This is a genomic window from Thioalkalivibrio sp. ALE12 (genome assembly GCF_000381105.1).
Classification (GTDB): domain Bacteria; phylum Pseudomonadota; class Gammaproteobacteria; order Ectothiorhodospirales; family Ectothiorhodospiraceae; genus Thioalkalivibrio.
Genome location: NZ_KB905905.1, coordinates 230011 through 252546, shown reverse-complemented (window position 1 = coordinate 252546; position 22536 = coordinate 230011). Strand labels below are relative to the sequence as shown.

Here is a 22536-nt window from a genome sequence, read left to right as displayed (position 1 = left end):
TCGCCCCGCTTGGGCGAACGGATAACGGAGAACAACGCATGTACGGACCGGGCATGAATCGCGGAGTGAACCAGTACCGGCAGTCGGGCGCGCTGGCCGAGGCCCAGGTGGCGGACCCGTACCGCCTGATCCAGATGCTCTTCGAGGGCGCGCTGGAGCGGATCGCGGTGGCGAAGGGGGCGATGCAGCAGGGGAATGTAGGCCTGAAGGGCGAGAAGATCGGCAAGGCGATCGATATCGTCGAATCGCTGCGCGCCGTGCTGGACCACAAGCACAATCCGGAACTGTCGGGCAATCTGGATGCCCTGTACGAGTACATGTCCCGGCGTCTGCTGGAGGCCAACGCGCAGAATGATCCGGCCGCATTGGACGAAGTCGCCAAACTGCTGCGCGAGATCAAGGCGGGCTGGGACGATATCCCGGCCGACCAGCGCCGGGCAGGCTAGCGGAAGGCCTTGCATGGCTCTTTGCGCGGTTTTTGAGCCCGGCCTTTGCCCATGACCGGTCCCGCCACTTCGAACAGCGAGGCCGGTTCGGAAGCCACGCTCGAGGATGCCGTCGAGGCGATCCGCGCCCATATGGCGCGCGCGGTGGCCGAAGAGGACTGGGAAGAACTCCAGGAACTGGATCGACAGGCTCGCAGCCTGGTAGAGCGGGCCTTCGGCCCGGAACCGGTCCCGTTGCGCGATGACTCCGGGGCGGTACTGCGCGCCGAACTCGAGGAGCTTGGCCGCTTCTACGAAAGCTCGGTACAGGAGCTGGCCCAGCGCCGTACCGAGGTCGCGCAGCAGATCCGCGAACTGAAATCCGGCCGCAAGGGCACCAGCGCCTACGAGACCACCCGCCGGCATTCTATGCGCACCGGTACGGGGCATCCCGAGGGTTAGGCCCCAGCCCGTGCCGCATCTCCTACACCCTCTGGTGGCCCTGGACCTGTAGGAGCCGAGCCCTCTCGGCGATGCGGCGCTGGACAGGCCCGCATCGCCGAGAGGGCTCGGCTCCTACAGGTCTACGTGGGGGCAGCGGGTGGGAGGCGGCGGACGGTCTGGATGCTGTTGAGGGACTGGAGGCGGTCGAAGAGGTGGCTGAGTTCGCCGAGGTCGCTGTATTCGGCCTCGAGTTCCATGCGGACGCTGCGGTCTTCGCGGTTGGTCTGGGTGTTGACGCGCAGCAGATTGATGCCGCATTCGGAGAAGGCATTGCCGACCTCGCCGAGCAGGCCGGGGCGGTCGTGGGCGTCCACCTCCAGGGTGATGGCCTCGCGTTCCGGTTCTTCGCCCCAGGAGACCGGGATCAGGCGGCCGCGCTTTTCCTCCGGCATGCGCAGGATGTTCACGCAGTCGCTGCGGTGGACGGAGACGCCGGCACCGCGGGTGATGAAGCCGATGACGGGGTCTCCGGGCTGCGGGTTGCAGCAGCGCGCCCGGGTGGTCAGCAGGCCGCCGACGCCGCGGATCTTGATGTCGTCCTCTTTTGCCTCGCCGTCATGGCGCCGCGGGCGCTGGGGCGCGGGCGGCGCGACGGGCTTTTCCCGACCCCGCGTCTCGCGCATCTGCTGGGAGATGCGCCCGGCGATCTGGGCCGTGGTGATGTCGCCGGCACCCAACGCGACCAGCAGCTCGTCGAAGGTCTGGTACTTCATGGTCTCGGCGAGGGCGCCGCGGTCGAGGTCCTGTCCGCAGCCGAGACGCTGGCATTCGCGATCGAACAGGTGCTTGCCGGTGGCCAGGTGTTCGTCCTGGTGCTGCTGGCGGAACCAGGTGCGGACCTTGGAGCGGGCGCGGGCGGTGTTCAGGTAGCCGAGATTGGGGTTCAGCCAGTCGCGGCTGGGGCCGCCCTCGCGAGTGGTCAGGACTTCGACGCGCTCGCCCGACTTCAGCTTGTAGGTGAGCGGCACGATGTGCCCGTCCACCTTGGCGCCACGGCAGCGGTGGCCGACTTCGGTATGCACTGCGTAGGCGAAATCCAGCGGGGTGGCGCCCTGGGAGAGGTCCAGCACCTCGCCCTGGGGCGTGAGGACGAAGACACGCTGGTGCAGGGGCTCGCTCTGGATCTCGTCGAGCAGGTTCTGGTCGTTGTTGTCGGCGGCCTCCAGCAGTTGGCGCAGGTTGTTGATCGCGCGGTTGAGGGCCTGATCCTCGCGCCCCCCTTCCTTGTAGCGCCAGTGGGCGGCGACCCCGAGCTCGGCGAAGTCATCCATCTCGCGGGTGCGGATCTGCACCTCCACGACCTTACCCTCCGGCCCGACCACGGCGGTGTGCAGTGACTGGTAGCCGTTGTCCTTGGGGTTGGCGATGTAGTCGTCGAATTCGCTGGGCAGGTGGCGCCAGTCGTTGTGGACGATGCCAAGTACGGTGTAACAGGTGGCCAGCTGGTCGACGATCACGCGGGTGGCGCGCAGGTCGTACAGCTCGGAGATCGAGGTACGCTTGCGCTGCATCTTCTTCCAGATGCTGTAGATGTGCTTGGGCCGCCCGAAGACCCGTGCCTCGATGCCTTCGGCGCGCAAGCGGTCCTTAAGAGTCTGCGCAAATGCTTCTACATAGGTCTCTCTTTCCGTGCGGTTTTCTTCCAGGCCTCTGGCGATCTCGCGATAGGTCTCCGGTTCCAGGATGCGCAGGGCGAGGTCTTCCATCTCCCACTTGAGCTGGCCGACGCCCAGGCGGTTGGCCAGGGGCGCGATGACGTCCAGGGTCTCCTGCGCGAGGGCGCGGGCGCTGTCATCCGGCTCGCGTACCAGCAGGCGCAGGTGCTGCACGCGGAACGCCAGTTTGATCAGCACGGCACGCACGTCGTCGACCATCGCCATCAGCATGCGGCGCAGGCGCTCGGCCTGTTCCGGCCGGCCCGCCGGCGCCTCGAAACGGCGCCGCACCAGGGCCGCGACGTTGGTGGTGAGACGCGCGATAGCCGCACCAAAGTCCGTTTCGATCCGGGCCGGGGTGATCCGGGAGGCCAGATAGACGGGTACCAGCAGGGTTGCGATCAGCGTCTGGCGGTCCACGTTGAGGTGGCGCAGGATCTCGGCCACGTCCAGCGGGTGGGATTCGAGCCCGGCGGCCTCGACCGCCTCCAGCGCCAGGTCCAGTGCCTCGGCCAGTTGCTGGCCGGTGGAATCGTCCAGCGGCTGGCTGCCCGCGAAGTGGCGCAGCAGCGCATCGCGGTCGAGGCCCTGCAGATCCGTATTGGTAAGCAGCGAATGGCGCATGGGGTAGGGTCGTTTCAGCCAGATCGTTCGCGGGCATTGTACCGGTCCGGGCGCACGGGCGAGAGCGCTTCACACGCTCGGTGTTTGCCTTGCACAGGGGCGACTGGGCGGTCAGGATCGGGATATGGCCAATCTGTTCAAGATCCTGGGACTCGCGGGGCTCGGATACGCCCTGATGACCGGGTTGATCTTCGTGACCCAGGACCGTCTGGTCTACATGCCTTCCAGCAACCTGACCGGTACGCCGGAACGCATTGGACTGGACTACGAAGACGTCGAACTGGTGACTGCGGACGGGGTGCGGCTGCATGGCTGGTTTGTGCCGTCGCCGCAGGGCGAGGAGTCGCCGGTCTTGCTGTTTCTGCATGGCAATGCCGGCAATATCAGCCACCGACTGCACTCCCTGCAGCTCTTCCATGAACTGGGGCTTGCCGTCCTGATCATCGACTACCGCGGCTATGGCCGCAGCGCGGGCCGCCCGGACGAGGCGGGCACCTACGCGGATGCCCGCGCCGCCTGGGAGTACCTGACGGAAGGGCGCTCGATCGCCCCCGACTCGGTCGTGGTGTTTGGGCGCTCCCTGGGGGCGGCGGTGGCGGCGGATCTGGCCACCGGGGTGGAGCCGGGCGCGGTGATCCTGGAATCGGCCTTTACCTCGGCTGCGGATCTCGGAGCGCGCCACTATCCGTGGCTGCCGGTGCGGGCCCTGTTGCGCCACGAATACGACACCCTGAGTCGCATCGAGGCCATCACCGCGCCGCTGCTGCTGGCCCACAGCGTGGACGACGAGATCGTGCCGTTTGCCCACACCGAACGGCTGTACGCGGCCGCCGGGCAGGCTCGACTGCTGGAAATGGAAGGCGGCCATAACGAGGCCTTTCTGGCCACCGGGGATGCCTACCTCGAAGGCCTGCGGGCATTTCTGACCGAGGCGGGTATCGAGCTTGACGAGCCCTGACGGAAGCCCAGCGACATTCTGGCGGGCCCCGGCCCGCCAGGAGACCGTGTCTCCGGCGCGGGAGATTGGTAGACTGCGCCGCTGTTCTGGCCGGAATGGATGCCGATGGAGAGGCGATGCGCCTCCCGCTCCCACCGAATGATGGAATCCGCTGACAAAGCCCCGCTGACGGTCACCTACCGTCGAGCACAGGATCCGGACGGCGCCTCGGCGTCCGTGGTGATTCGTTTTGGTCGCACCAGTGGTGTCGAGCGCAAGCCCGGACGCCTGGAGATCCACGTGGGGCTGGAGCCGCTGGGCCGCGATACGGACTGGGTGGAGTGCTGGTCGCTGCGGGACGTCGTACGCGGGGAGACAGGGGCAGACGGCTCGTTGACCTACCTGCGCGGCCGCGACTGCCTGGTGGGTTGCTGGCACGCGCCGCTGGATGCCCGCGCGGACCCGGAACCGCTGACGGAACGCGCCTACCGCGAGATCCTGTCCGGTTGTCGGGCGCTGGGCTTTGACCACCTGATGCGGGTCTGGAACTACCTCCCGGCCATCAATGATCCGGTCGACGGGCAGGAGCGCTATCGCGGGTTCTGCAGCGGGCGTGCGCAGGTCTTCGAGGCCTTGCCGGAGTACGAGCGCGTCCTGCCGGCGGCCACGGCGATCGGCACGCACTCCGACGGCCTGCTGATCTACTTCATTGCGACGCGCGAGCCCGCGGCGCGCATCGAGAATCCGCGCCAGGTCAGTGCCTACCGCTACCCCCGGCAGTACGGGCCGCGCAGCCCCTCGTTTGCCCGCGCCAGCCTCTGGCAGCCGGGCCCGCAGGCCGCCGAGCTGTTCATTTCGGGCACGGCCAGCATCGTGGGCCATGAAAGCCGCCATGTGGGGGATCTCGAGGCGCAGATTGACGAGAGCCTGCGCAATATCGGGGCTTTGCTGGAGCAGGCCTCCACCCACCACCCGGTGCGAGCGGAAACGCCGCAGGCGCTCTCGCTGCTCAAGGTCTATCTGCGCCACGCCGAGGATGCGCCCGCCGCGGAGAACCACCTGCGTGCGCGCCTGGGTCACCACATCCCCTGGCTTCTGCTGCATGGCGACATCTGTCGCGAGGAATTGCTGGTGGAGATCGAGGGACAGTACTCGGAGCGCCTGTGCGAGGCGCTCGCAATGCCATGATGAACTGACGCCGGATCGGGTCGGCCGCCGTGTCTGGTCGGCCCCTGGTCCCCTGCCTGGGAGAATACGCAATGCAGCCAACGACCAAGAAGCCGCACCCGGTCCTGAAGGACTACTACGGGGACGAGGGCAGCCGCCGCGCCTACGTCGACGACCTGTTCGACCGGACGGCCCCGTACTATGACCGCATCCTGCGGGTCGGTTTTTTCGGGACGGGGCAGGCCTATCGCCGCTTCGTGCTGAAGAAGTCCGGCCTGAAGGCCGGGATGAACGTCCTGGATGTGGCGACCGGGACGGGGCCGGTCGCGCAGGAGATCCGGAAGGTGGTGGGCGACGACCATCTGACCTGCGTGGATCCGAGCCGGGGCATGATGGACATCGCCCGCACCAAGATGGACGCGACCTTCGTCCAGAGCCTCGGCGAGCAGATGCCGCTGCCGGACCGCCAGTTCGACCGCCTGTACATGGGTTACGGGCTGCGCCATGTGCGGGATCTGCATGAACTGTTCAGCGAGTATTTCCGCGTGCTCAAGCCGGGCGGTCGCTGCACCATCCTGGAGGTCTCGCGGCCACGGACCCGGCGCCAGTTCGCGCTGGCGCGTTTCTATTTCCGGGACTTCGTGCCGTTCGTCGGCAAGGTGTTGACCCGCGATCCCGACGGCCACCTGTTGATGCGCTATTTCTGGGACACCATCGACCAGTGCGTGCCGCCGGAAGAGATCCAGGACACCCTGCGCGCGGTCGGGTTCGACGACGTACAGCGGGATGTGCAGTTGGGCGTGTTCAGTGCCTACATGGCGACGCGGCCCGCCGAGTAGAGCGTATACATGGCTCAGTGTTTCGCATGGCGCGGCTGAAGGTGAAGGTCGCTCCGGGCAGCAAGCGCAACGCGGTGGCCGGCTGGATGGGGGAGACCCTCAAGCTGCAGGTCCAGGCGCCTCCGGAGAAGGGCCGCGCCAATGCGGCCGTGATCGAGCTGCTGGCAGCGAAACTGGCATGCCCGAAGTCGGCTGTGCGGGTGGTGGCAGGCGCGAACTCGCGTAACAAGACGTTACTGGTGGAGGGCTGGTCCGAGACCGACTTGCGCTCCGCGCTATCCTGATAACTGATGACTGTGACGGGCCCGTACCGTGCGGGCCCCTGCGAAGGGAACTACGGATGAACCGCCTGACCCTGACCCGACCGGACGACTGGCACCTGCACCTGCGGGATGGCGATGTGCTGGCGTCGGTGCTGCCGGATACCGCGCGCCGCTTCCGGCGCGCGATCATCATGCCCAACCTGAAGCCGCCGGTGACCACGCTGGAGGCTGCGGCGGAGTACCGCGACCGCATCCTGGCGGCGTTGCCGGAGGAGGCCGATTTCGAACCCCTGATGACGCTCTATCTGACCGAGGGCACGACCCCGGGCATGATCGACGCGGCAAAGGCCTCCGGCTTTGTGCACGGGGTGAAGCTGTACCCGGCCGGGGCCACGACCAACGCGGCCAGCGGGGTGACGGATATCCGCCGCTGCTACCCGGTGTTCGAGGCCATGCAGCGGGTGGATCTGCCGCTGTTGATCCACGGCGAGGTGACGGATCCGGACGTGGACATCTTCGATCGCGAGGCGGTGTTCATCGAGCGCCACCTGGAGCCCTTGATCCGCGACTTTCCGGAGCTGCGCGTGGTGCTGGAGCACATCACGACCGAGTCGGCCGTGCAGTTCATCCAGGACGGGCCGGCCAATGTCGCGTCCACCATCACGCCCCAGCATCTGCTCTACAACCGCAATGCGCTGTTTGCCGGCGGGATGCGCCCGCATCACTTCTGCCTGCCGATCCTCAAGCGCGAGCGCCATCGCAAGGCACTGGTGGAGGCCGCGACCAGCGGCCATCCGCGCTTTTTCCTGGGCACGGACAGCGCGCCGCATCCGCGCCACGCGAAGGAGTCGGCCTGTGGCTGCGCGGGAATCTATTCCGCGCATGCGGCCATCGAGCTGTATGCGGAGGCCTTTGCCGCCGCGGATGCGCTGGATCGTCTGGAGGGATTCGCCAGCCATTTCGGGCCCGATTTCTACAAACTGCCGCGCAACACCGACACCCTGACGCTGGAACGCTCACCCTGGACCGTGCCCGAGGCAGTACTCTTCGGGCATGACCCGGGTGTACCGCTGCGCGCGGGCGAGACCATTGCCTGGCAGCTGGCCCGGTAATCAGGGGCCGGGCTGTATCCAGGGTGCGATCGGACAACGCGAACCCTGAAGGACGCGCGCGGTCAGCAGGTCAGGCAGCCACCGACAGGACGAGGACCAGGATATGACGGAACCGAATGTGCAACGCGGAACCCTGTGGTTCTGGCTGGCCATCAGCCTGGGGGTGGCGCTGCTGATCATTGCGCTGGGGGTCGGGCTGGAACCGGCCGGGGCGGCCATCCTGCGGGCCCCGCTCAGTTCGCCCGCGGCGGGTGCGCTCGGCTTCGGCCTGCTGATGGTCTGGGCCGCGTACGCCTATGCCCTGTCCGCCGGACGGGCGGCGGGGAGCCAGGAGATGGGGGTCGTGATCCTGAATCTCGGGCTGCCGGTGGCGCTCATCCTGCTGTGGCGCGCGGAGCTCAACGCCCTGGCGTTCTTTGTCGCGATCGGGTGGACGCTGACGCTGGGCGGGATGGCCGTGCGCCTGTTTCGGCGCGAGGCGCTGGCCGGGGTGATGATGCTGCCGATCATCGGGGTAAGCCTGACGGCGATCCTGCTGTCGCTCACGCTCTGGGTGGTGCCGGCCGCGACCGGCGGCGCCTGATCCCGGGCCGCTACGTTCCGGTCGACGGCGCCACCGCGCGGCTCGGTGCCGGGATTCCCTGGCAATAGTCGAGAAAGGCGCCGGCGTCCATGGGGCGGGCGAACAGGTAGCCCTGGAAGCGCAGATTGCTGTGCGTGGCCAGCCACTGATGCTGGGCCTCAGTCTCGACCCCCTCCGCGACGACTTCCAGCTCGAACTGCCGGGCGATGTCGCAGATGGTCCGCACCATCGCCTGATCACCGGGGTCGTGGTCGACCTGGCGCACGAAGCTGCGATCGATCTTGAGTTCGTCGAAGGGCAGGCGCTTCAGGTAGCTCAGTGACGAGAACCCGGTGCCGAAGTCGTCCATCGAGAAGCGCAGGCCCATGTCGCGCAGGGCCTGCATGATGTACACGACGCGGTCGGTATCCTCGGCGACGACGTGTTCGGTAATCTCCAGTGTGATGCGATGCGCGTGTTCACGACCCAGGTGGCGCGCGATCAGCTCCTGCATGCGCTGCACGAAATTCAGGTGCACCAGCTGGCGCGGGCTGATGTTGATCGCGAGCTGTTCCAGGTGGAAGCCGGCGCGATCCCAGTCTCGCAGGGTCTGGAAGGCCCGAGCGATCACGGTGTCGCCCAGTTCGCTGATGAAGCCGGTCTGCTCGGCGATCGGGATGAATTCCGCGGGGGAAACCGGGCCCAGTTCGGCGCTGTTCCAGCGGATCAGGCTTTCGGCGCTGCGGATGCGGCCGTCGCGGTCGAGCTGCGGCTGGAAGAGCACCTCGATCTCCCGGTTCTGCAGCGCGAAATGCAGGCAGCGCTCGATCTGCAGGTGCCGTTCCACCGCTTGCGACAGTTCGTCGCTGAACACCACCACGCCGTCGCGCCCGCGGTCCTTCACCTCGTACATGGCGATGTCGGCCTCGCGGACCAGCTGGTGCGAGTCGATCCCCGGGTGCGGCTCGATCAGGCGGATGCCGATACTGGCACTGACATGCAGGTGATGATTGCGGATGATGTAGGGCGTCTTGACCACCCGCAGCAGCGAGTGCGCCAGGCGCCGGGCCGCCCGTTCGCAGGTATGCCGGTCTTCCTTTCCGGGGGCGACGATCACGAACTCGTCGCCGCCCAGACGGGCGAGATGGTGGCCCGGCGGCAGGGTGTTGGCGAAGTCGCGGGTGACGGCTTTCAGCAACTCGTCGCCGATGTCGTGGCCCAGAAGGTCGTTGACCGTCTTGAAATGATCCAGGTCGATCAGCAGCAGAAACGAATGCTGGCGATGATGCTGCAGCACCTCGAGGCTCTGCTCGAGGTGCTCGATGAAGGCGGCGCGGTTGTTGAGCCCGGTGAGGGCGTCGTGCGAGGCCTGATACAGGCTGTCGCGCAGAAGCCCGAAGCTGCTGCTGGCGGCGTAGTACAGCACCAGGGCCAGGGTCGCGGAGAAGGCGGCCAGCACGTAGCCATACCAGTCACCGATCAGCAGGAAGTAGCCGGCCAGCGGCACCATCATGGCCGGGATCAACGGGCGGAAGACCCACGGGGCTGGGTAGAGCAGGGCCGCGACGACCGTGGTGGCGCCGATCTGCGTGAAGATGGCGATGTAGTGCAGGTTCTGGGCGTCGAGGCGCACGAAGACCAGAAAGATCCAGGTCCACAGCGCCAGGTAGAGATAAAGAAAGAGCGTCAGCCGCAGGCGCCAGCGGCTGCGCTGCTCCGGTGACAGCGGCGATCGGTGGTACCGCCAGAAAAGCTGGACTCCCCAGAGCGAGGCGGCAAACATCACTGCGTACCAGGAGGCGGCCGCGACAAGCGCATCGTGCAGGGCGCCCAGCAGGATATACCCGAGCCCGGGCAGCAGCGATAATGCCACCAGCACCGGGATCTGCCGAGTCAGGTAGGTGTCGAACCGCGGGTCCGCGCGCAGGGCCTCGCGGGCCGGCGCGAGGGAACGCACGGCGGACGCCGACGGGTTGTCTCGCGAAGTGGCTGCCATCGGGGTCCGTGCGCTGGTCGTGTTGTGCGGGTGCGGCGGACCTTACGGTAAACCCGTTCGGTCCTCAACAGGGCGGGTTCGGCCGGCATAACGGATGCGGTTGACGGGGCGAGCGATGCTGCTTAATGAGGCACAAATCGAGGCGAAACTGGCGGATGCGGCGCGTCGCGGGGCGTTCGACGACCTCCCGGGGGCTGGCCGGCCGCTGGAGCTGGACGATGACCGCGCGGTGCCGGAAGAGCTGCGCATGGCCTATCGCGTGCTGAAGAATGCCGGCTATGTGCCGGAGGCGGTGCGGATCCGGGGCGAGATCGCATCGGCGGAGGCCCTGCTGCAGGCGGCGGATGACGAGGCCTCCCGGCAGCACGCCGCGCGGCGCCTGCGGCTCCTGCTGGACCGGCTGAACCAGAGCGGCGAAGGCCGGGCGATGGTGTCGGAGTCCGGCTACTTTCGCCAGCTGTGCGAGCGCATGGACGGGTCGGCCCGATGACCGAGCGCTGCGGTCCCACGAGGGGGCCTGCACGGGGGCGCGGGGCGACCCTAGGGAGACGCTGATTGAATCGCGCGTCCGCGCTCGAGTCGCTTTTGCGTGCGAACAAGGCGCGGTGACCGCCGTGCAGTCGTTCTGCACAAGGGAGCCGCAACGCCGTGCGCGCGCAAAAGCGGCCGAGCCCCTGCTTTCAATGGCTTGTGGGGTTGGTGCCCCCTGTTCCCCGATCCTGCGTTGCACCGCTTGCGGGTAGAACCACTACCCGCTGCACGACGCGCCTTGTCTCGGAAAACAGGGGGCGCCAACGCGGACGTGCGATTCAATCAGCGTCTCCCTAGACCCGTATGCCCGCTTCGAGCCCACCCGGAGCGAACCCTTCGATGATGGCTGGGAAGGCGATGGCGAGGCGCCGCCGCCCCTGCGTACGGAGGTGACCGTCGAGCATCCACGCCGCGTGCTGTCATGGAACCAGTCGCCGGATGTGCCCTTCGAGCTTTCGCTGAACCCGTATCGGGGCTGTGAACACGGCTGTGCCTACTGCTTCGCCCGCCCGGCGCATGCCTACGTCGGGTTGTCCCCGGGCCTCGACTTCGAGAGCCGGCTGTTTGCCAAGGTGGGCGCGGCCGAATGCCTGCGGCGCGAGCTGGCCCGCCCGTCCCACCGTGTGACGCCCCTTGCGCTGGGTATCAACACCGATGCCTATCAACCCGTGGAACGGGACTGGCGGATTACGCGGCAGCTGCTGGAGGTCCTGGCGGAGACCGGGCATCCGGTGTCGATCGTGACCAAGTCGGCCCTGGTGGAGCGCGATCTGGATCTGCTGGGCCCGATGGCCGAGCGCGGGCTGGTCCAGGTCGCCGTATCGGTGACGACGCTGGACCGCAACCTGTCGCGGCGCCTGGAGCCGCGCGCCGCGGCTCCGCAACGGCGTTTCCAGACCATCCAACGGCTGAGCGCGGCGGGCGTGCCCGTGAGCCTTCTGGTGGCGCCCCTGATCCCGGTGCTGACGGATGGCGAGGTGGAGTCTTTGCTGGAGGCGGGTGCGGCCGCCGGGGCGGTGGCTGCCGGCTATGTGCTGCTGCGTCTGCCACGCGAGGTGGCGCCGCTGTTCGAGGACTGGTTGCGCCATCACCACCCGCTCAAGGCAGACCATGTGCTGCAGCGCCTGCGTGAGGCCCATGGTGGCAAGCTCTATGACGCGACCTTCGGGCACCGCATGCGCGGGGCGGGGGCGTATGCCGAGCTGCTGCGCCAGCGCTTCCGGCTGGCCCGGCGGCGGGCGGGCCTGGGTGGCCGCCTGCTGGAGCTGGACTGCAGCCAGTTCGTGCCGCCAGCGCGCCCGCGGCAGAGACGCGAGGAGGGGCAGCTGGACCTTTTCTGAGCGGGGAACGCGCGGCGCCGTCTCCCGGGCGTCCGTTTCTGGTTTACAGTGAGGCTGTGCATGGCAAGGACGGGATGATGGCGGAGACCTCGACAACGCGAACCGATCCCGCGACCTGGTGGGGGCGCCGGCCGCTGGCCTCGGGCGCGCACGGTCGCTGGTCCATCGGTCCGCTGGACCTGTGGCTCCTGCATGGGGCGCAGGAATGGCAGATGGTGCTGGAACGACCGCGAGACGCGGCGGACGCGACCCTGGCGATCGACGTCCCCTGCAGTGAACCCTTTCCCGCCAGCGCCCGGGACCTGCTGCGGTTTGCCGGGGCCCCGGCCGATGCCGAGCCGGAGCTGCGCGTGGCCCTGGCCGATCGTCCGATGGTGAGCCGCCCGCAGAATCCGTTCTACGTGCCGGCCCATGGGCAGGTCACCCTGTACCTCAGTTCGCCGGCCTGGGTGCAGCTGCACCTGGGGGCGGCGCGGGTGCAGGAATTCCCGGTGTATACGCCTTCCGATACCTGGTTCGGCCCCAACACCGTGAATGGCGAGCTGTGCTACGCGACCCGGACCCAGGCGCGCCTGGACCTGGCGGATGTGCCGGAACGGCCGCATCGTGTGGTGACGCCGCTGACCATCGCCAACAAGGCGGACGATGCCCTGTTCCTGGAGCGCGTGAACCTGCCGGTGCCGCGACTGCCGGTGTATGCCGATCGCCACCATCGGCTGTGGACCCCGGCCGTGCGCATGGAGCGCGAGGAGGACCGTGACATGGCGGCGATGAAGATCGACCCGGGGCCGCCCGGGGCCGCGACGGGGGCGCAGCGTATCGCCGAGCCCCGCGAGGCCGGCGGACGGCATTTGATGGTGCAGGCGTTCAGCGCCCTGTTTCAGTAGGGGGCGACGCACACGATGAACGAATGGCTACAGGCCGCGCAGGCCTTCGTCACCAGCGAGGCGTTCCTCGCGGCCGTCCGCGCGGCGGTTTATCTGCTGGTGGGTCTGCTGGTCGCGCGTCTGGTGTCGCGCGGGCTGGCGCGGGTGCTGGAAGACAAGCTCGATGCCCAGCAGGTGATGCTGACCCGGCGCATCAGCTTCTATGTAATCGTGCTCCTGGTGCTGGCCTCGGCCCTGCGCGAGCTGGGCTTCGACCTCACCGTGCTGCTGGGTGCGGCCGGGATCCTCACGGTGGCGCTGGGCTTTGCCTCGCAGACCTCCGCCTCCAACCTGATCTCCGGGCTGTTCCTGATCGGTGAGCGGCCGTTCTCTGTCGGGGATGTGATCAAGGTGGGGGATGCCACCGGAGAGGTACTGTCCATCGATCCGCTGTCGGTGAAGCTGCGGACCTTCGACAACCTGATGGTCCGGGTGCCCAACGAGAGCCTGGTGAAGTCCCAGCTGACCAACCTCAGTCGGTTCCCGATCCGTCGGCTCGACATGCAGATCGGGGTCGCCTATCACACCGATCTCAAGCAGTTGCGCGATGTGCTGATGGGGGTCGCCGAGGGCAACCCGGTCTGTCTGGAGGAGCCCAAGCCGTTGTTCATCTTCCTCGAGTACGGCGACTCCGCGTTGAAGATCCAGCTCTCGGTCTGGGCGCGGCGGGAGAAATTCCTGGACCTGCGTAACTCCATGCACGAGGGGGTGAAGGCGGCACTGGACGAGGCCGGTATCGACATCCCGTTCCCGCAGAGGACCCTGGGCAGCCTGGGCGGGCCGTTGCCGGTACGGATTGTCGACAACGTGTCGGCGGCCGAGGCGGAGGCCGCCGTGCCTGCGGAACCGGACGCCCGCGACTGAGTGGCCGCAGTCACCGACTAGTCCAGGTACAGGTCGGCCCAGACCGGATCGTGATCCGAGGCGCGCCAGGGCCCGTCGGCCGGGGCGCGGCCATCAAATCCGAGGAATTCCGGTTCGTCGGCGTTGACCGCCCAGGTGGCGCCGTCCCGGACTCGTTCACGCAGCGTGTCGGGCCCCAGCAGGTAGTCCAGCTGCCCGGCCTGGCCGCGAAAGACGTAGGTATGGGCGGTACCTGGGTCGTCGTGCACGAGATCGTGTTTTCCTGCGGCATGGAGGACGTGCAGGGGGTCCTCGGCGGCATAGGCGTTGAGATCGCCCAGGACCACGACGGGAGCATCCGCGAACTCGCCGGTTTGCTGTTCGCGTATCCAGGCGACGAGGCGTTCGGCCTGCGCGGTACGGCGCTGGTTCCAGCAGCCCTGGCCACGGTCGATATCGCCGCTGTCGGGGCAGCCGCTCTTGGCCTTGAAATGTACGACCACGGCACCGAGATGTTCGCCGGTAGCGCCCGCTTCGAACCAGCCCAGCAGCGGGGGGCGGTGGTGGACGGTATCGCGGTCGGCGGCCGTGTCGACCAAACGCAGCCGTTCCGGTCGGTAGAGCAGGCCGACCTTGATCGCGTCGTCCCCCGGTGCCGGGTGAACGATGGCCGCATATTCGCCACGCTCCCCGGGGCGGGCGTTCAGGCGCGCCACCAGGGTCTCGCGCGCAGCCGCGGCGTTTTCCAGTTCGACCGCGCCCAGCAGGTCCGCATCCAGGCCCTGCAGCAGGGCATCCAGCTTGGCGGTCTGGCGTTGGCGCTCGGCCGGGGTCTGCGCGCCACGCTCGCCCAGCGTGACGAAGTCATTCTCCATGTTCGCGGTGGCAATGCGCAGATGACCGGGATCCGCGGCCGGCACCGGGCCGGGACGGTCGCCGCCGGTCCAGTCAATGGGCTCGGTGGGGTGGATCCGGTACGCGCCGAAGGCGTGGGTGAGGATGCCGGTGAGGCCTTCCACCGAGCTTCCCGCGCGGCGGGTCCCCTGGTCGTCGAGGTACGGGATCGGGTCGGGGTTCGCGCGATAGCTCCCGTCGTCCAGTTCGATCCGCCGATCCATGTCCTGGCGCCCCGGGCTGTCCGCGGGGGCGGTCTGGCCCGGATGCGTCAGGCGCCCGTCGGCGGCCAGCGTCAGGCTTCCGTAGCGGCCGAGGTCCCGGTTGTCCGTGACCGTCAGGCGCTGCGGGAAACGGACCGGCTGGTCGATAAAGTCGCCCAGCCGGTCGGCCGCGGCGGGCAGGCGCAGGTCGACGGGGGCGGGCGGTTCGCCGTCGGTGCAGGTCACCACCGCGTCCAGTTGCGAGAGTTGGGGGCGGCCTCGATGGCGGGTGAAGGCGCCGTGCACCTGCAGGCGCTGCCCGGCCGCGACCGGGTCCCTTCGTGGGGCGTAGACGAACAGGCCCGTGGCCCCGGTGGCCGAGCCCTGTTGCAGGTAGAAGCCCCCCAGCTGGTCCGTGTCCATGAAGACGCCGGTTACGGTGCCTTCCGCGACCACCTCCGTTCCTTCGGGGAGGGCCCCCGCGCGCAGTTCGGCGAGGGGGGTGGGTGTGGTCCCGGGATCGGGACAGGCCTGGCGTGCGTCGGCGCTCGCAAGCGCCAGCAGGCACGGAACGGCCACGGCCAGCCAGCGGGCGCCGGTGTGCGCGTGCAGGGCGGTTCGTTTTCGGGGTGCGGGCCGTTCCATGGCCGAAGGATACCGGCGTTCAGGCGCTCTTGCCGGGATGCAGGAGCTCGTAGAGGTAGTCGGGCGCCTGGGTCACATCGGCAATGGTGTAGCGGTCGAGCACGGCGAGGAAGGCGTCGCGTGCGTCGTTGAGCACCCCGCGCAACTGGCAGGCGGGCAGGATCGGGCAGACGGGCTTCTCGCAGTCGATCACGTTCAGATTGGGCTCCATGTCGCGGATTACGCTGCCGACGTTGATCTCTCCGGGGTCGCAGGCGAGCGAGATTCCGCCCCCCTTGCCGCGCCGGGTGATGATGTAGCCCTTCTGGCCGAGCTGGTGCACGATCTTGACCAGGTGGTTGCGGGGGATGGCGAACTGCTCGGAGATGTCGCTGACGGTTACGCGCTGCTCGCGCGGCTGCACGGTGAGGTACATCAGGACGCGAAGGGAAAAATCGGTATAGCGGGTGAGCTGCATAGGAGGGTTTCGTCGGTTCGCGGTGATCGAGGATATGCTTGAACGTATATTTCAGAGAACCTTAATCGGTCCGGACTTGCGTCACAAGCGCATGCGTTGCGGGCACGTGAAGCACAGGTGCGCCACGGCCTATAGTTTCGGGCCGGTGGGTCGTTACAGCGATAACAAAAGCCGGAGTGTACCGGCATCAGGGGGCAGCAATGGAGCAGGAGAGTGGGTGGCTGAGTCGCCTTTCGCTGGCGGGACGTTTCTCGCTCGCATTGAGTGCGATTGTCGGGGTGTTCTTCCTGATCGCCGCCGCGGCGGTGTTCTGGCATACGGCCACGCTGAAGGGCGGGATGGAGGCCACCCTGGAGCAGGTCATGCAGGAGCACGCGACCACGCCGGCCCTGGAGGCCGAAGTGGCCGCTGCGGTGGACCGGCTGCTGGATGTCGCGGCCTGGCAGGTCAACGCGATGATGCTGGGCGTGGCGATTGGCGTGATCGTGGTGGTGTACTTCCTGTTCGTGTTCATGATCCGTCGCCGCCTGGCGGAACTGGCCGGGCGATTCCGTGCGGTCTCGGAGGGTGAGGGGGATCTGCGCCAGCGCATCGAGGCCCCGCGCAACGACGGCATCGACCGCCTGGCCCGCCTGTTCAACGCCTTCATCGCGCGTCTGCAGCGCATGGTCTCGGAGATGGTGGAGCATGCACGTGAGCTGGGGGAGTCGGTTGGCACCCTGCACCGCGTGGCGGAGGAGACCAACCAGGAGGTGCAGCAGCAACAGGCGCGGCTGGGCCAGGTGGCGACGGCCATGAACCAGATGACGGCCTCGGCCGAGGAGATCGCCCGTAACGCGCGCACGGCCTCCGAGGCGGCCGACCAGGCCGAGACCGAGACCCGGACCGGCTCCGGCGTGGTGGACACCACCGTGCGCACCATGCGCGAGCTGGCCAGCGAGATCGGCACCGCCAACGAACAGGTAGCGCGCCTGCAGGCCGAGTCGGACCAGATTGGATCGGTGCTCGATGTGATCCGCGGGATCGCCGAGCAGACGAACCTGCTGGCACTGAATGCGGCCATCGAGGCGGCCCGCGCGGGCGAGCAGGGTCGGGGGTTTGCCGTGGTCGCCGACGAGGTGCGGACGCTCGCGACCCGGACCCAGGAATCGACGACCGAGATCCAGGCCATGATCGAGCGTCTGCAGGCGGGTGCCCGCTCGGCGGCCGGGGCGATGGAGCGCAGTCGGGAGAAGGGCGAAACGGGCGTGGACGAGGCCGCCGGTGCCGGCGAGGCCCTGCAGTCGATCCGCTCGGCGGTCGAGCGGATCCGGCATCTCAACAACGAGATCTCCGGTGCCGTGTCACAGCAGGCGGAGGTCGCGCGCGAGGTGGATGGCACCCTCACGGAGGTCAGTCAGGGGGCCCAGGTGACGGCGGCCAATGCCGAGGCCACCGCCAGCGAGACCGATGCCCTGGTGGCGCGCATCGAGCAGTTGCGAAGTCTGACGACCCAGTTCCGAGTCTAGGAGCCAGTTGGATTTGGGACTGATCTGCTGCGCGCGCAGGAGAACGGCCCCTTTTTCCGCTCTCTCTCGTTACATAGTGCCCACTATGCGCCTCGAGAGACCGAAAAAATGGGCTCGCTCTCCCGCCACGCTCGCGACGATCACCCAAATCCGACTGGCTCCTGGCCGGGCTTTTGCCGGCGGTGCGACGCCGGTACCGACGCCGGGTAGGTGGTTTGCGTATACTGCGGCCCGCCTCGGGATCACGGAGCCGCACCTGTCATGACAGTCTGGGTCGCCACCCTGCTCGGGATCGTGCAGGGCATCTTCATGTTCTTGCCGGTCAGCTCGACCGCCCACCTGGTTCTGACCCAGCACTGGCTGATTCGTCAGGGCGAGCCACTGCCGCCTCCGGAAAGCCCTGAGATGATCCTTTTCGATCTGGTGGTGCACGTCGGCACGCTGGTATCGATTGTCTTTGTCTTCCGCAAGAGCCTGCTGCGGCTGAGTGGCGGGATCGCCCGCGAGAGCTGGCAGTGGGCCTCCGCCCGGGGCTCCGCGGGGCGCGAGATGCTGTTCCTGCGCCTGGCGCTGCTGTGCGGGCTGTCGGTGTTCGCGACCGCCGTCGTGGGTTTTACCCTGAAGGCCGGGTTCGAGCAGGTGTTTGCCCACCCGACGCTGATCGCCGGGACGCTCAGCCTCACCGGCGTGCTGCTGTGGTGGACGGACCGGTTGCAGCGGCGCCCGCTGGGCCTGCGCCAATTGAGCCCGAAGATCGCGGCGATCATCGGCGTGGCGCAGGGTTTCGCGCTGATTCCCGGGCTCTCGCGCAGCGGTATGACGATCGTCTTCGCGCTCTTCACCGGGCTCAAGCGGCGCTGGGCGGCGGAGTACAGCTTTTTCCTCGCGATTCCCACGATCCTGGCGGCGACCGCCGTGCAGTCGCTGGACGTCCTGAACGGCAACGGCCTTGGGGACCTGAACTGGACGGCCCTGGCGGTGGGCTTTGTGGTATCCGCGCTGGTCGGGATTGTGTCGCTGAAGATGGTGTTGTTCTTCCTGTACCGCGCCAACCTGAAGGTCTTCTCCTTCTACCTCTGGGCGCTGGCGCTACTGGTCCTGTTCGGTTTCCTCGACGTGGACATCATGTACGGCCACTGATCGGGGCACGCGAGTACCCCGGCTCGGCTTATTCCGGGCCGCGCAGCACCGCCAGCGGGGCCTGGTCCAGCACCCGGCGCGTCCCCAGCCAGCCGGCCAGGGCGATCCCCAGCGTACCGCCCCCGATCCCGTAGACGAAGGTCAGGGGATTGACGCTGTAGTCGAACTCGAAAACCTGCCAGGCGAGCAGGGCGCCCACTGCCGTGGCGATCACGGCCGCGAGCAGCCCGGCCAGCAGGCCCAGGGTCCCGAACTCCGCCAGCAAGCCGTTGCGAATGTGGTCGCGACGTGCCCCGAGGGTGCGCAGCAGGGCGGCCTCCCGTCGTCGGACGTCGCGGGTGGCCTGGACCGCGGCGTAGAGCACGGTCAGCCCGGCGATCAGGGTGAACAGGAAGACGTATTCGACCGCCCGCGTGGCCTGGTCCATCACATCGCGGACCTGCGCGAGGATGGCGCTGACGTCGATGGCCGATACGGCGGGGAACTCCCGCAACCACTGGTTCTGGGCGCTGCGCTGGTCTTCGGGCACGTGCATGGCCGTGATGAAGGTCCGGGGCTGCTGGTCCAGCAGCGGAGGCGGGCCGATGACGAAGAAATTCACCTGGAAGCTGTCCCAGTCGACCTCGCGGACGCTGGTGATCGGACTGCGGATGGGCTGCCCCCCAACCCGGAACGTCAGGTAGTCGCCCAGTGCCAGGTCGAAGCGTTCCATGAGTCCGGCCTCCACCGACCAGCCCCGGTCGGGATCCTGCCCGGCCTCGCCGAACCAGTGTCCATCGACGATGCGATTGTGCGCCGGCGGGGTGTGCGCATACGACAGGTTGAATTCGCGATCCACCAGTCGTCGGTCGCGATCATCGTCAAAGTCCTCCGGATGAACGCGTTCGTCGTTGATCTCGATCAGACGGCCACGGATCATCGGGTCGAGTTGCGGGCGTTCGAGGCCGGCCGCCTCGACCCGGTCGGCGAAGGCCTGCTCCTGGCCCGGCTGGATGTTGATGAAGAACTGGTTGGGGGCGTCCTCCGGGATGCTGGCATCCCAGGCCTCCAGCAGGTCGACGCGCACGATCGCCAGCAGCAGCAGGGCCAGGATCCCGACACTGAAGGCCACCAGTTGCACCGCGCTGAGGCCGCCGCGCCGGGACAGGTTGGCCAGCCCGAAGCGCAGGGCCATGCCGCCGCGGTTGCGCAGAGGCCTCAGGGCGAGCACCAGCCCCATTCCGAGGACGGCCAGCAACGCGATGGCCACCGCGGTGCCGATCAGGACCCAGGCGGCGAGTTGCGGGTCGGCGGCCTGCCAGTAGAGTAGGCCGCCGAAGGCGAGCAGTGCGAGGGCGCCGGAGAGCCATACCGAGGTGGGCGGCAGGCCCAGATCGCGGCGCAGGACGCGCAGCGGCGAGACCTGGCCAATGCGCAACAGCGCGGGGAGGGCGAAGCCAACGGCGGTAATCAGTCCCACGCCCAGGCCGGCGACCAGTGGCCGCGCCCCCGGAGGAGGGAGATCCCCGTCAAGCCAGCCGCCGAGCAGGGACGCGAGGACGAACTGCGCGGCGAAGCCGATGGCGAGCCCGACAGCGCTGGCCAGCAGGGCGACCAGCACCACCCGGCCGAAGTAGGTCAGCAGGACCCGGCGGCCGCTGGCGCCCAGGGCGCGCATCACGGCCGCCGGATCGGCGCGGCGCTGGGCGAAGTGATGGGCCGCCACGGCAATCGCGGCCCCGGCCAGTAGCACCGCCATCAGCGAAGCGAGCCCGAGGAAGCGCTCGGCGCGCTCGATGGCCGTGCGCAGCTCCGGGTTCGCGTCGTCCAGGCCCAGGAGGCGTTCCCCGGCCTCCAGTTCGTCCCCCAGCCAGGCGCGGAAGGCTTCAATCTCCGCACTCGGCCCGGCGGCAAAGAACTCGTAGCGCACCCGGCTGCCGGGGCCGATCAGTCCACTGGCGTCCAGGTCGTCGAATGCGAGCATCAGACGCGGTGCGATGTTCAGCAGGTTGCTGCCACGGTCCGGTTCATGCGCGAGGGTGCCGGTGACCTCCAGGTCCAGGTCGCCGACCTCTACCCGGTCGCCCACCTGAAGCCCCAAGGCCTCGAGCAGGGTGGATTCCAGCCAGGCGGTACCGGGTTGCGGCCCGCGTTCGCGCGGTTGCTCCTCCCCGTCCGGTCCCGAGCGGGTGCGGGCCTCGCCCTTCAACGGCCAGCTGGGCTCGACTGCGCGCAGGGCCGCCAGGCGCGACTGGTCGTCCTTGCCAAAGACCACGCTGGGCAGCGAGGCGGTGCGCGCCGTGTCCAGCCCGCGGTTCGCGGCTTCGTCGGGCCAGCCCGCCGGCAGCGGGTTGTCACTGACCACCGCAAGATCACCGCCGAGGAGGGCGGTGGCCTGCTGGGCCATCCCGCGATCCACGCGATCGGTAAAGAAGCCGACGGCGGCGACCGCGGCGACCGCGACGACCAGCGCCGCGGCCAGTACCCGCAGTTCGGCGGAGCGCCATTCCCGCCAGGTGCCGCGCAGCAGCGCGCGCAGGGGATTGCGGCCCTGACCCCGGGTATGGATGTGGCTTGCCGTCATGCCAGCACGCCATCCTGAATGGAGATGATGCGGTCGCACTGCGCCGCCAGTTCCGGATCATGGGTCACCAGCACCAGTGCGGTGGCGGGCCCGTCGCCGTCCGGATGCCGGGCCAGGCCGAACAGCAGCTCGATGATGCGCTGCCCGGTCTTGCCGTCGAGATTCCCGGTGGGCTCGTCGGCGAACAGGACCGCCGGGTGGTCGACAATGGCGCGGGCAATGGCCACCCGTTGCTGCTCGCCCCCCGAAAGCTGGTGCGGGTAATGCGCGGCGCGTTCGCCAAGGCCCACGCGCTCCAGGGCCTGGCTGGCCCAGCGGTTCAGGGTGGCCTGATCTTCGCCGGCATGGGCCGGGTTCAGCTCCAGTGGCAGCAGGGCGTTCTCCAGGGCCGTCAGCGCCGGGAGCAACTGGAAGGACTGGAACACGAACCCGACCCGGCCGGCGCGCAACGCGGCGCGGCCATCCTCGTCCAGTTCGCTGATGGTCCGGCCCAGCAGGCGAACTTCTCCCGCGCTCGGGGCGTCCAGACCTGCAAGGAGCCCGAGCAGGGTGGACTTGCCCGATCCGGAGGCGCCGAGGATCGCGACCGTCTCGCCGGCCTGGACCGCCAGCGATATGCCGCGCAGGATGTCCAGCGGCCCGCTGGGTCCGCTGATCCGCTGTTCGATGTCCCGGGCCTCCAGTACATATGACGAGGATGCATCCATGTTGCGTATTCCGTTGGTCGTGATGGGCTTGATCGCGTTGCTATGGAGTCCCGTTGCGCCCGGGAATTCCCCGGAAGACGAAAATCGCTCAGCCGAGCCGCTGCGAATCCTGGTGTTCGGGGATTCGTTGAGTGCGGCCTATGGCATGCCGGAGTCTGCCGGGTGGCCGGCCCTTCTGGAAGAGCGCCTGGCCGAGCGCGAGCGGGAATGGGTGGTGGAAAACGTCTCCATCAGCGGTGACACGACAGCCGGCGGCCGGGCGCGGCTGCCAGAGGTACTGGAGCGGATGGACCCGGCCCTGGTGATCCTGGCCCTCGGGGGTAATGACGGCCTGCGGGGCCTGGCACCGTCGGCCATGCGGGAGAACCTGGAGGCGATGGTGGACGCGATCGACGCCGCAGGGGCCGAGACCCTGCTGCTGGGCATTCGCATCCCGCCCAACTACGGGCGGCGCTACACCGAACGCTTCGAGGCGGTCTTTGCCGACCTGGCGGCCGCGCGGAATCTGGCCTTCGAGCCATTCTTTCTCGAGGACGTGCTGCTGGAGGACGGAATGCTGATGGATGACGGCATTCACCCCAGCGAGGCGGCGCAGCCGCACCTGCTGGATGCCGTGTGGCCACGCCTGGAACCCATGGTGGAGGACGCCGAGGCGCGCAAGCCGCCACGCGGTGACCGTGCGGCCGGGTAAAGCC

The 22536-nt window shown here is 68.2% G+C and carries 21 protein-coding genes; 15 read left to right on the top strand and 6 right to left on the bottom strand.

All coding sequences use genetic code 11. The features are described 5' to 3' along the window. The first annotated feature begins 38 nt into the window (after window positions 1–38). Both fliS and F614_RS0101185 read left to right on the top strand, forming a co-directional pair. Window positions 39–446 (top strand): flagellar export chaperone FliS, encoded by a 408-nt coding sequence (gene fliS / locus F614_RS0101190; RefSeq protein ID WP_019558065.1) that lies wholly within the window; start codon window positions 39–41, stop codon window positions 444–446. Between the two features lie 51 nt (window positions 447–497). Further along, window positions 498–887: a flagellar protein FliT gene (locus F614_RS0101185; protein ID WP_019558064.1), complete on the top strand. Its 390-nt coding sequence runs from the start codon at window positions 498–500 to the stop codon at window positions 885–887. A 122-nt stretch (window positions 888–1009) separates the two neighbouring features. On the opposite strand, the gene F614_RS0101180 is transcribed toward F614_RS0101185, so the two are convergent. Further along, window positions 1010–3208, bottom strand: coding sequence for a bifunctional (p)ppGpp synthetase/guanosine-3',5'-bis(diphosphate) 3'-pyrophosphohydrolase (locus F614_RS0101180; protein ID WP_019558063.1), 2199 nt, complete (start codon window positions 3206–3208; stop codon window positions 1010–1012). 124 nt (window positions 3209–3332) lie between these two features. Here F614_RS0101180 and F614_RS0101175 point away from each other — a divergent pair, with 124 nt between their 5' ends. From F614_RS0101175 to F614_RS0101150, 6 genes are all read left to right on the top strand, one after another. Beyond that, entirely contained in the window at window positions 3333–4166 is an 834-nt protein-coding gene (locus F614_RS0101175; RefSeq protein WP_019558062.1) for an alpha/beta hydrolase, read from the top strand. A gap of 138 nt (window positions 4167–4304) precedes the next feature. Beyond that, window positions 4305–5333: a hypothetical protein gene (locus F614_RS0101170; protein WP_019558061.1), complete on the top strand. Its 1029-nt coding sequence runs from the start codon at window positions 4305–4307 to the stop codon at window positions 5331–5333. 71 nt (window positions 5334–5404) lie between these two features. Further along, a complete protein-coding gene (locus F614_RS0101165; protein ID WP_018882059.1) occupies window positions 5405–6151 on the top strand; it encodes a class I SAM-dependent methyltransferase in 747 nt (248 codons plus the stop codon). A gap of 26 nt (window positions 6152–6177) precedes the next feature. Next, a complete protein-coding gene (locus F614_RS0101160; RefSeq protein ID WP_018875521.1) occupies window positions 6178–6435 on the top strand; it encodes a DUF167 domain-containing protein in 258 nt (85 codons plus the stop codon). A gap of 56 nt (window positions 6436–6491) precedes the next feature. Further along, window positions 6492–7526: a dihydroorotase gene (pyrC, locus tag F614_RS0101155; RefSeq protein WP_018866369.1), complete on the top strand. Its 1035-nt coding sequence runs from the start codon at window positions 6492–6494 to the stop codon at window positions 7524–7526. Window positions 7527–7629: 103 nt separating this feature from the next. Further along, on the top strand, window positions 7630–8109 hold the full coding sequence (locus tag F614_RS0101150) for a hypothetical protein (RefSeq protein ID WP_018866368.1): 480 nt from the start codon (window positions 7630–7632) through the stop codon (window positions 8107–8109). 10 nt (window positions 8110–8119) lie between these two features. On the opposite strand, the gene F614_RS0101145 is transcribed toward F614_RS0101150, so the two are convergent. Next, entirely contained in the window at window positions 8120–10084 is a 1965-nt protein-coding gene (locus F614_RS0101145; protein ID WP_019558060.1) for a bifunctional diguanylate cyclase/phosphodiesterase, read from the bottom strand. A gap of 115 nt (window positions 10085–10199) precedes the next feature. On the opposite strand from F614_RS0101145, the gene F614_RS0101140 reads away from it, so the two are divergent. The 4 genes from F614_RS0101140 to F614_RS0101125 all read left to right on the top strand — a co-directional run bounded on the left by F614_RS0101140 (window position 10200) and on the right by F614_RS0101125 (window position 13745). Beyond that, a complete protein-coding gene (locus F614_RS0101140) occupies window positions 10200–10574 on the top strand; it encodes a DUF1992 domain-containing protein (protein WP_018875518.1) in 375 nt (124 codons plus the stop codon). Window positions 10575–10896: 322 nt separating this feature from the next. Beyond that, window positions 10897–11955 carry a PA0069 family radical SAM protein gene (locus F614_RS0101135; RefSeq protein WP_026329772.1) on the top strand — a complete coding sequence of 353 codons (1059 nt, stop codon included), beginning with the start codon at window positions 10897–10899 and terminating at the stop codon, window positions 11953–11955. A gap of 77 nt (window positions 11956–12032) precedes the next feature. Further along, window positions 12033–12842, top strand: coding sequence for a hypothetical protein (locus F614_RS0101130; protein WP_019558058.1), 810 nt, complete (start codon window positions 12033–12035; stop codon window positions 12840–12842). Window positions 12843–12857: 15 nt separating this feature from the next. Further along, the gene (locus F614_RS0101125) at window positions 12858–13745 is read left to right on the top strand and encodes a mechanosensitive ion channel family protein (protein ID WP_018866363.1); all 888 of its coding nucleotides are present in this window, start codon (window positions 12858–12860) and stop codon (window positions 13743–13745) included. A 17-nt stretch (window positions 13746–13762) separates the two neighbouring features. Here the strand turns inward: F614_RS0101125 and F614_RS0101120 are convergent, their stop codons facing one another. Beyond that, complete coding sequence (locus F614_RS0101120) at window positions 13763–15466, bottom strand: ExeM/NucH family extracellular endonuclease (protein WP_019558057.1); 1704 nt, start codon at window positions 15464–15466, stop codon at window positions 13763–13765. 19 nt (window positions 15467–15485) lie between these two features. Continuing rightward, complete coding sequence (locus F614_RS0101115) at window positions 15486–15923, bottom strand: Rrf2 family transcriptional regulator (RefSeq protein WP_019558056.1); 438 nt, start codon at window positions 15921–15923, stop codon at window positions 15486–15488. A gap of 200 nt (window positions 15924–16123) precedes the next feature. On the opposite strand from F614_RS0101115, the gene F614_RS0101110 reads away from it, so the two are divergent. Continuing rightward, window positions 16124–17431, top strand: coding sequence for a methyl-accepting chemotaxis protein (locus F614_RS0101110; protein ID WP_018882065.1), 1308 nt, complete (start codon window positions 16124–16126; stop codon window positions 17429–17431). A gap of 261 nt (window positions 17432–17692) precedes the next feature. Next, entirely contained in the window at window positions 17693–18571 is an 879-nt protein-coding gene (locus F614_RS0101105; RefSeq protein WP_018866359.1) for an undecaprenyl-diphosphate phosphatase, read from the top strand. Window positions 18572–18599: 28 nt separating this feature from the next. Here F614_RS0101105 and F614_RS0101100 read toward each other — a convergent pair whose 3' ends face one another. Then, a complete protein-coding gene (locus F614_RS0101100; RefSeq protein ID WP_019558055.1) occupies window positions 18600–21134 on the bottom strand; it encodes an ABC transporter permease in 2535 nt (844 codons plus the stop codon). Further along, complete coding sequence (locus tag F614_RS0101095; RefSeq protein ID WP_018866357.1) at window positions 21131–21841, bottom strand: ABC transporter ATP-binding protein; 711 nt, start codon at window positions 21839–21841, stop codon at window positions 21131–21133. Before F614_RS0101095 ends, F614_RS0101100 begins: the two co-directional genes overlap by 4 nt. Here F614_RS0101095 and F614_RS0101090 point away from each other — a divergent pair. Next, complete coding sequence (locus tag F614_RS0101090; RefSeq protein WP_019558054.1) at window positions 21840–22532, top strand: arylesterase; 693 nt, start codon at window positions 21840–21842, stop codon at window positions 22530–22532. The genes F614_RS0101095 and F614_RS0101090 overlap by 2 nt on opposite strands. Window positions 22533–22536: the final 4 nt, after the last annotated feature.

Bases quoted from the DNA above. Each gene is read 5' to 3' on its own strand.
- fliS (WP_019558065.1), top strand. From the start codon at position 39: ATGTACGGACCGGGCATGAATCGCGGAGTGAACCAGTACCGGCAGTCG.
- F614_RS0101185 (WP_019558064.1), top strand. From the start codon at position 498: ATGACCGGTCCCGCCACTTCGAACAGCGAGGCCGGTTCGGAAGCCACG.
- F614_RS0101180 (WP_019558063.1), bottom strand. From the start codon at position 3,208: ATGCGCCATTCGCTGCTTACCAATACGGATCTGCAGGGCCTCGACCGC.
- F614_RS0101175 (WP_019558062.1), top strand. From the start codon at position 3,333: ATGGCCAATCTGTTCAAGATCCTGGGACTCGCGGGGCTCGGATACGCC.
- F614_RS0101170 (WP_019558061.1), top strand. From the start codon at position 4,305: ATGATGGAATCCGCTGACAAAGCCCCGCTGACGGTCACCTACCGTCGA.
- F614_RS0101165 (WP_018882059.1), top strand. From the start codon at position 5,405: ATGCAGCCAACGACCAAGAAGCCGCACCCGGTCCTGAAGGACTACTAC.
- F614_RS0101160 (WP_018875521.1), top strand. From the start codon at position 6,178: ATGGCGCGGCTGAAGGTGAAGGTCGCTCCGGGCAGCAAGCGCAACGCG.
- pyrC (WP_018866369.1), top strand. From the start codon at position 6,492: ATGAACCGCCTGACCCTGACCCGACCGGACGACTGGCACCTGCACCTG.
- F614_RS0101150 (WP_018866368.1), top strand. From the start codon at position 7,630: ATGACGGAACCGAATGTGCAACGCGGAACCCTGTGGTTCTGGCTGGCC.
- F614_RS0101145 (WP_019558060.1), bottom strand. From the start codon at position 10,084: ATGGCAGCCACTTCGCGAGACAACCCGTCGGCGTCCGCCGTGCGTTCC.
- F614_RS0101140 (WP_018875518.1), top strand. From the start codon at position 10,200: ATGCTGCTTAATGAGGCACAAATCGAGGCGAAACTGGCGGATGCGGCG.
- F614_RS0101130 (WP_019558058.1), top strand. From the start codon at position 12,033: ATGGCGGAGACCTCGACAACGCGAACCGATCCCGCGACCTGGTGGGGG.
- F614_RS0101125 (WP_018866363.1), top strand. From the start codon at position 12,858: ATGAACGAATGGCTACAGGCCGCGCAGGCCTTCGTCACCAGCGAGGCG.
- F614_RS0101120 (WP_019558057.1), bottom strand. From the start codon at position 15,466: ATGGAACGGCCCGCACCCCGAAAACGAACCGCCCTGCACGCGCACACC.
- F614_RS0101115 (WP_019558056.1), bottom strand. From the start codon at position 15,923: ATGCAGCTCACCCGCTATACCGATTTTTCCCTTCGCGTCCTGATGTAC.
- F614_RS0101110 (WP_018882065.1), top strand. From the start codon at position 16,124: ATGGAGCAGGAGAGTGGGTGGCTGAGTCGCCTTTCGCTGGCGGGACGT.
- F614_RS0101105 (WP_018866359.1), top strand. From the start codon at position 17,693: ATGACAGTCTGGGTCGCCACCCTGCTCGGGATCGTGCAGGGCATCTTC.
- F614_RS0101100 (WP_019558055.1), bottom strand. From the start codon at position 21,134: ATGACGGCAAGCCACATCCATACCCGGGGTCAGGGCCGCAATCCCCTG.
- F614_RS0101090 (WP_019558054.1), top strand. From the start codon at position 21,840: ATGTTGCGTATTCCGTTGGTCGTGATGGGCTTGATCGCGTTGCTATGG.
- F614_RS0101095 (WP_018866357.1), bottom strand. From the start codon at position 21,841: ATGGATGCATCCTCGTCATATGTACTGGAGGCCCGGGACATCGAACAG.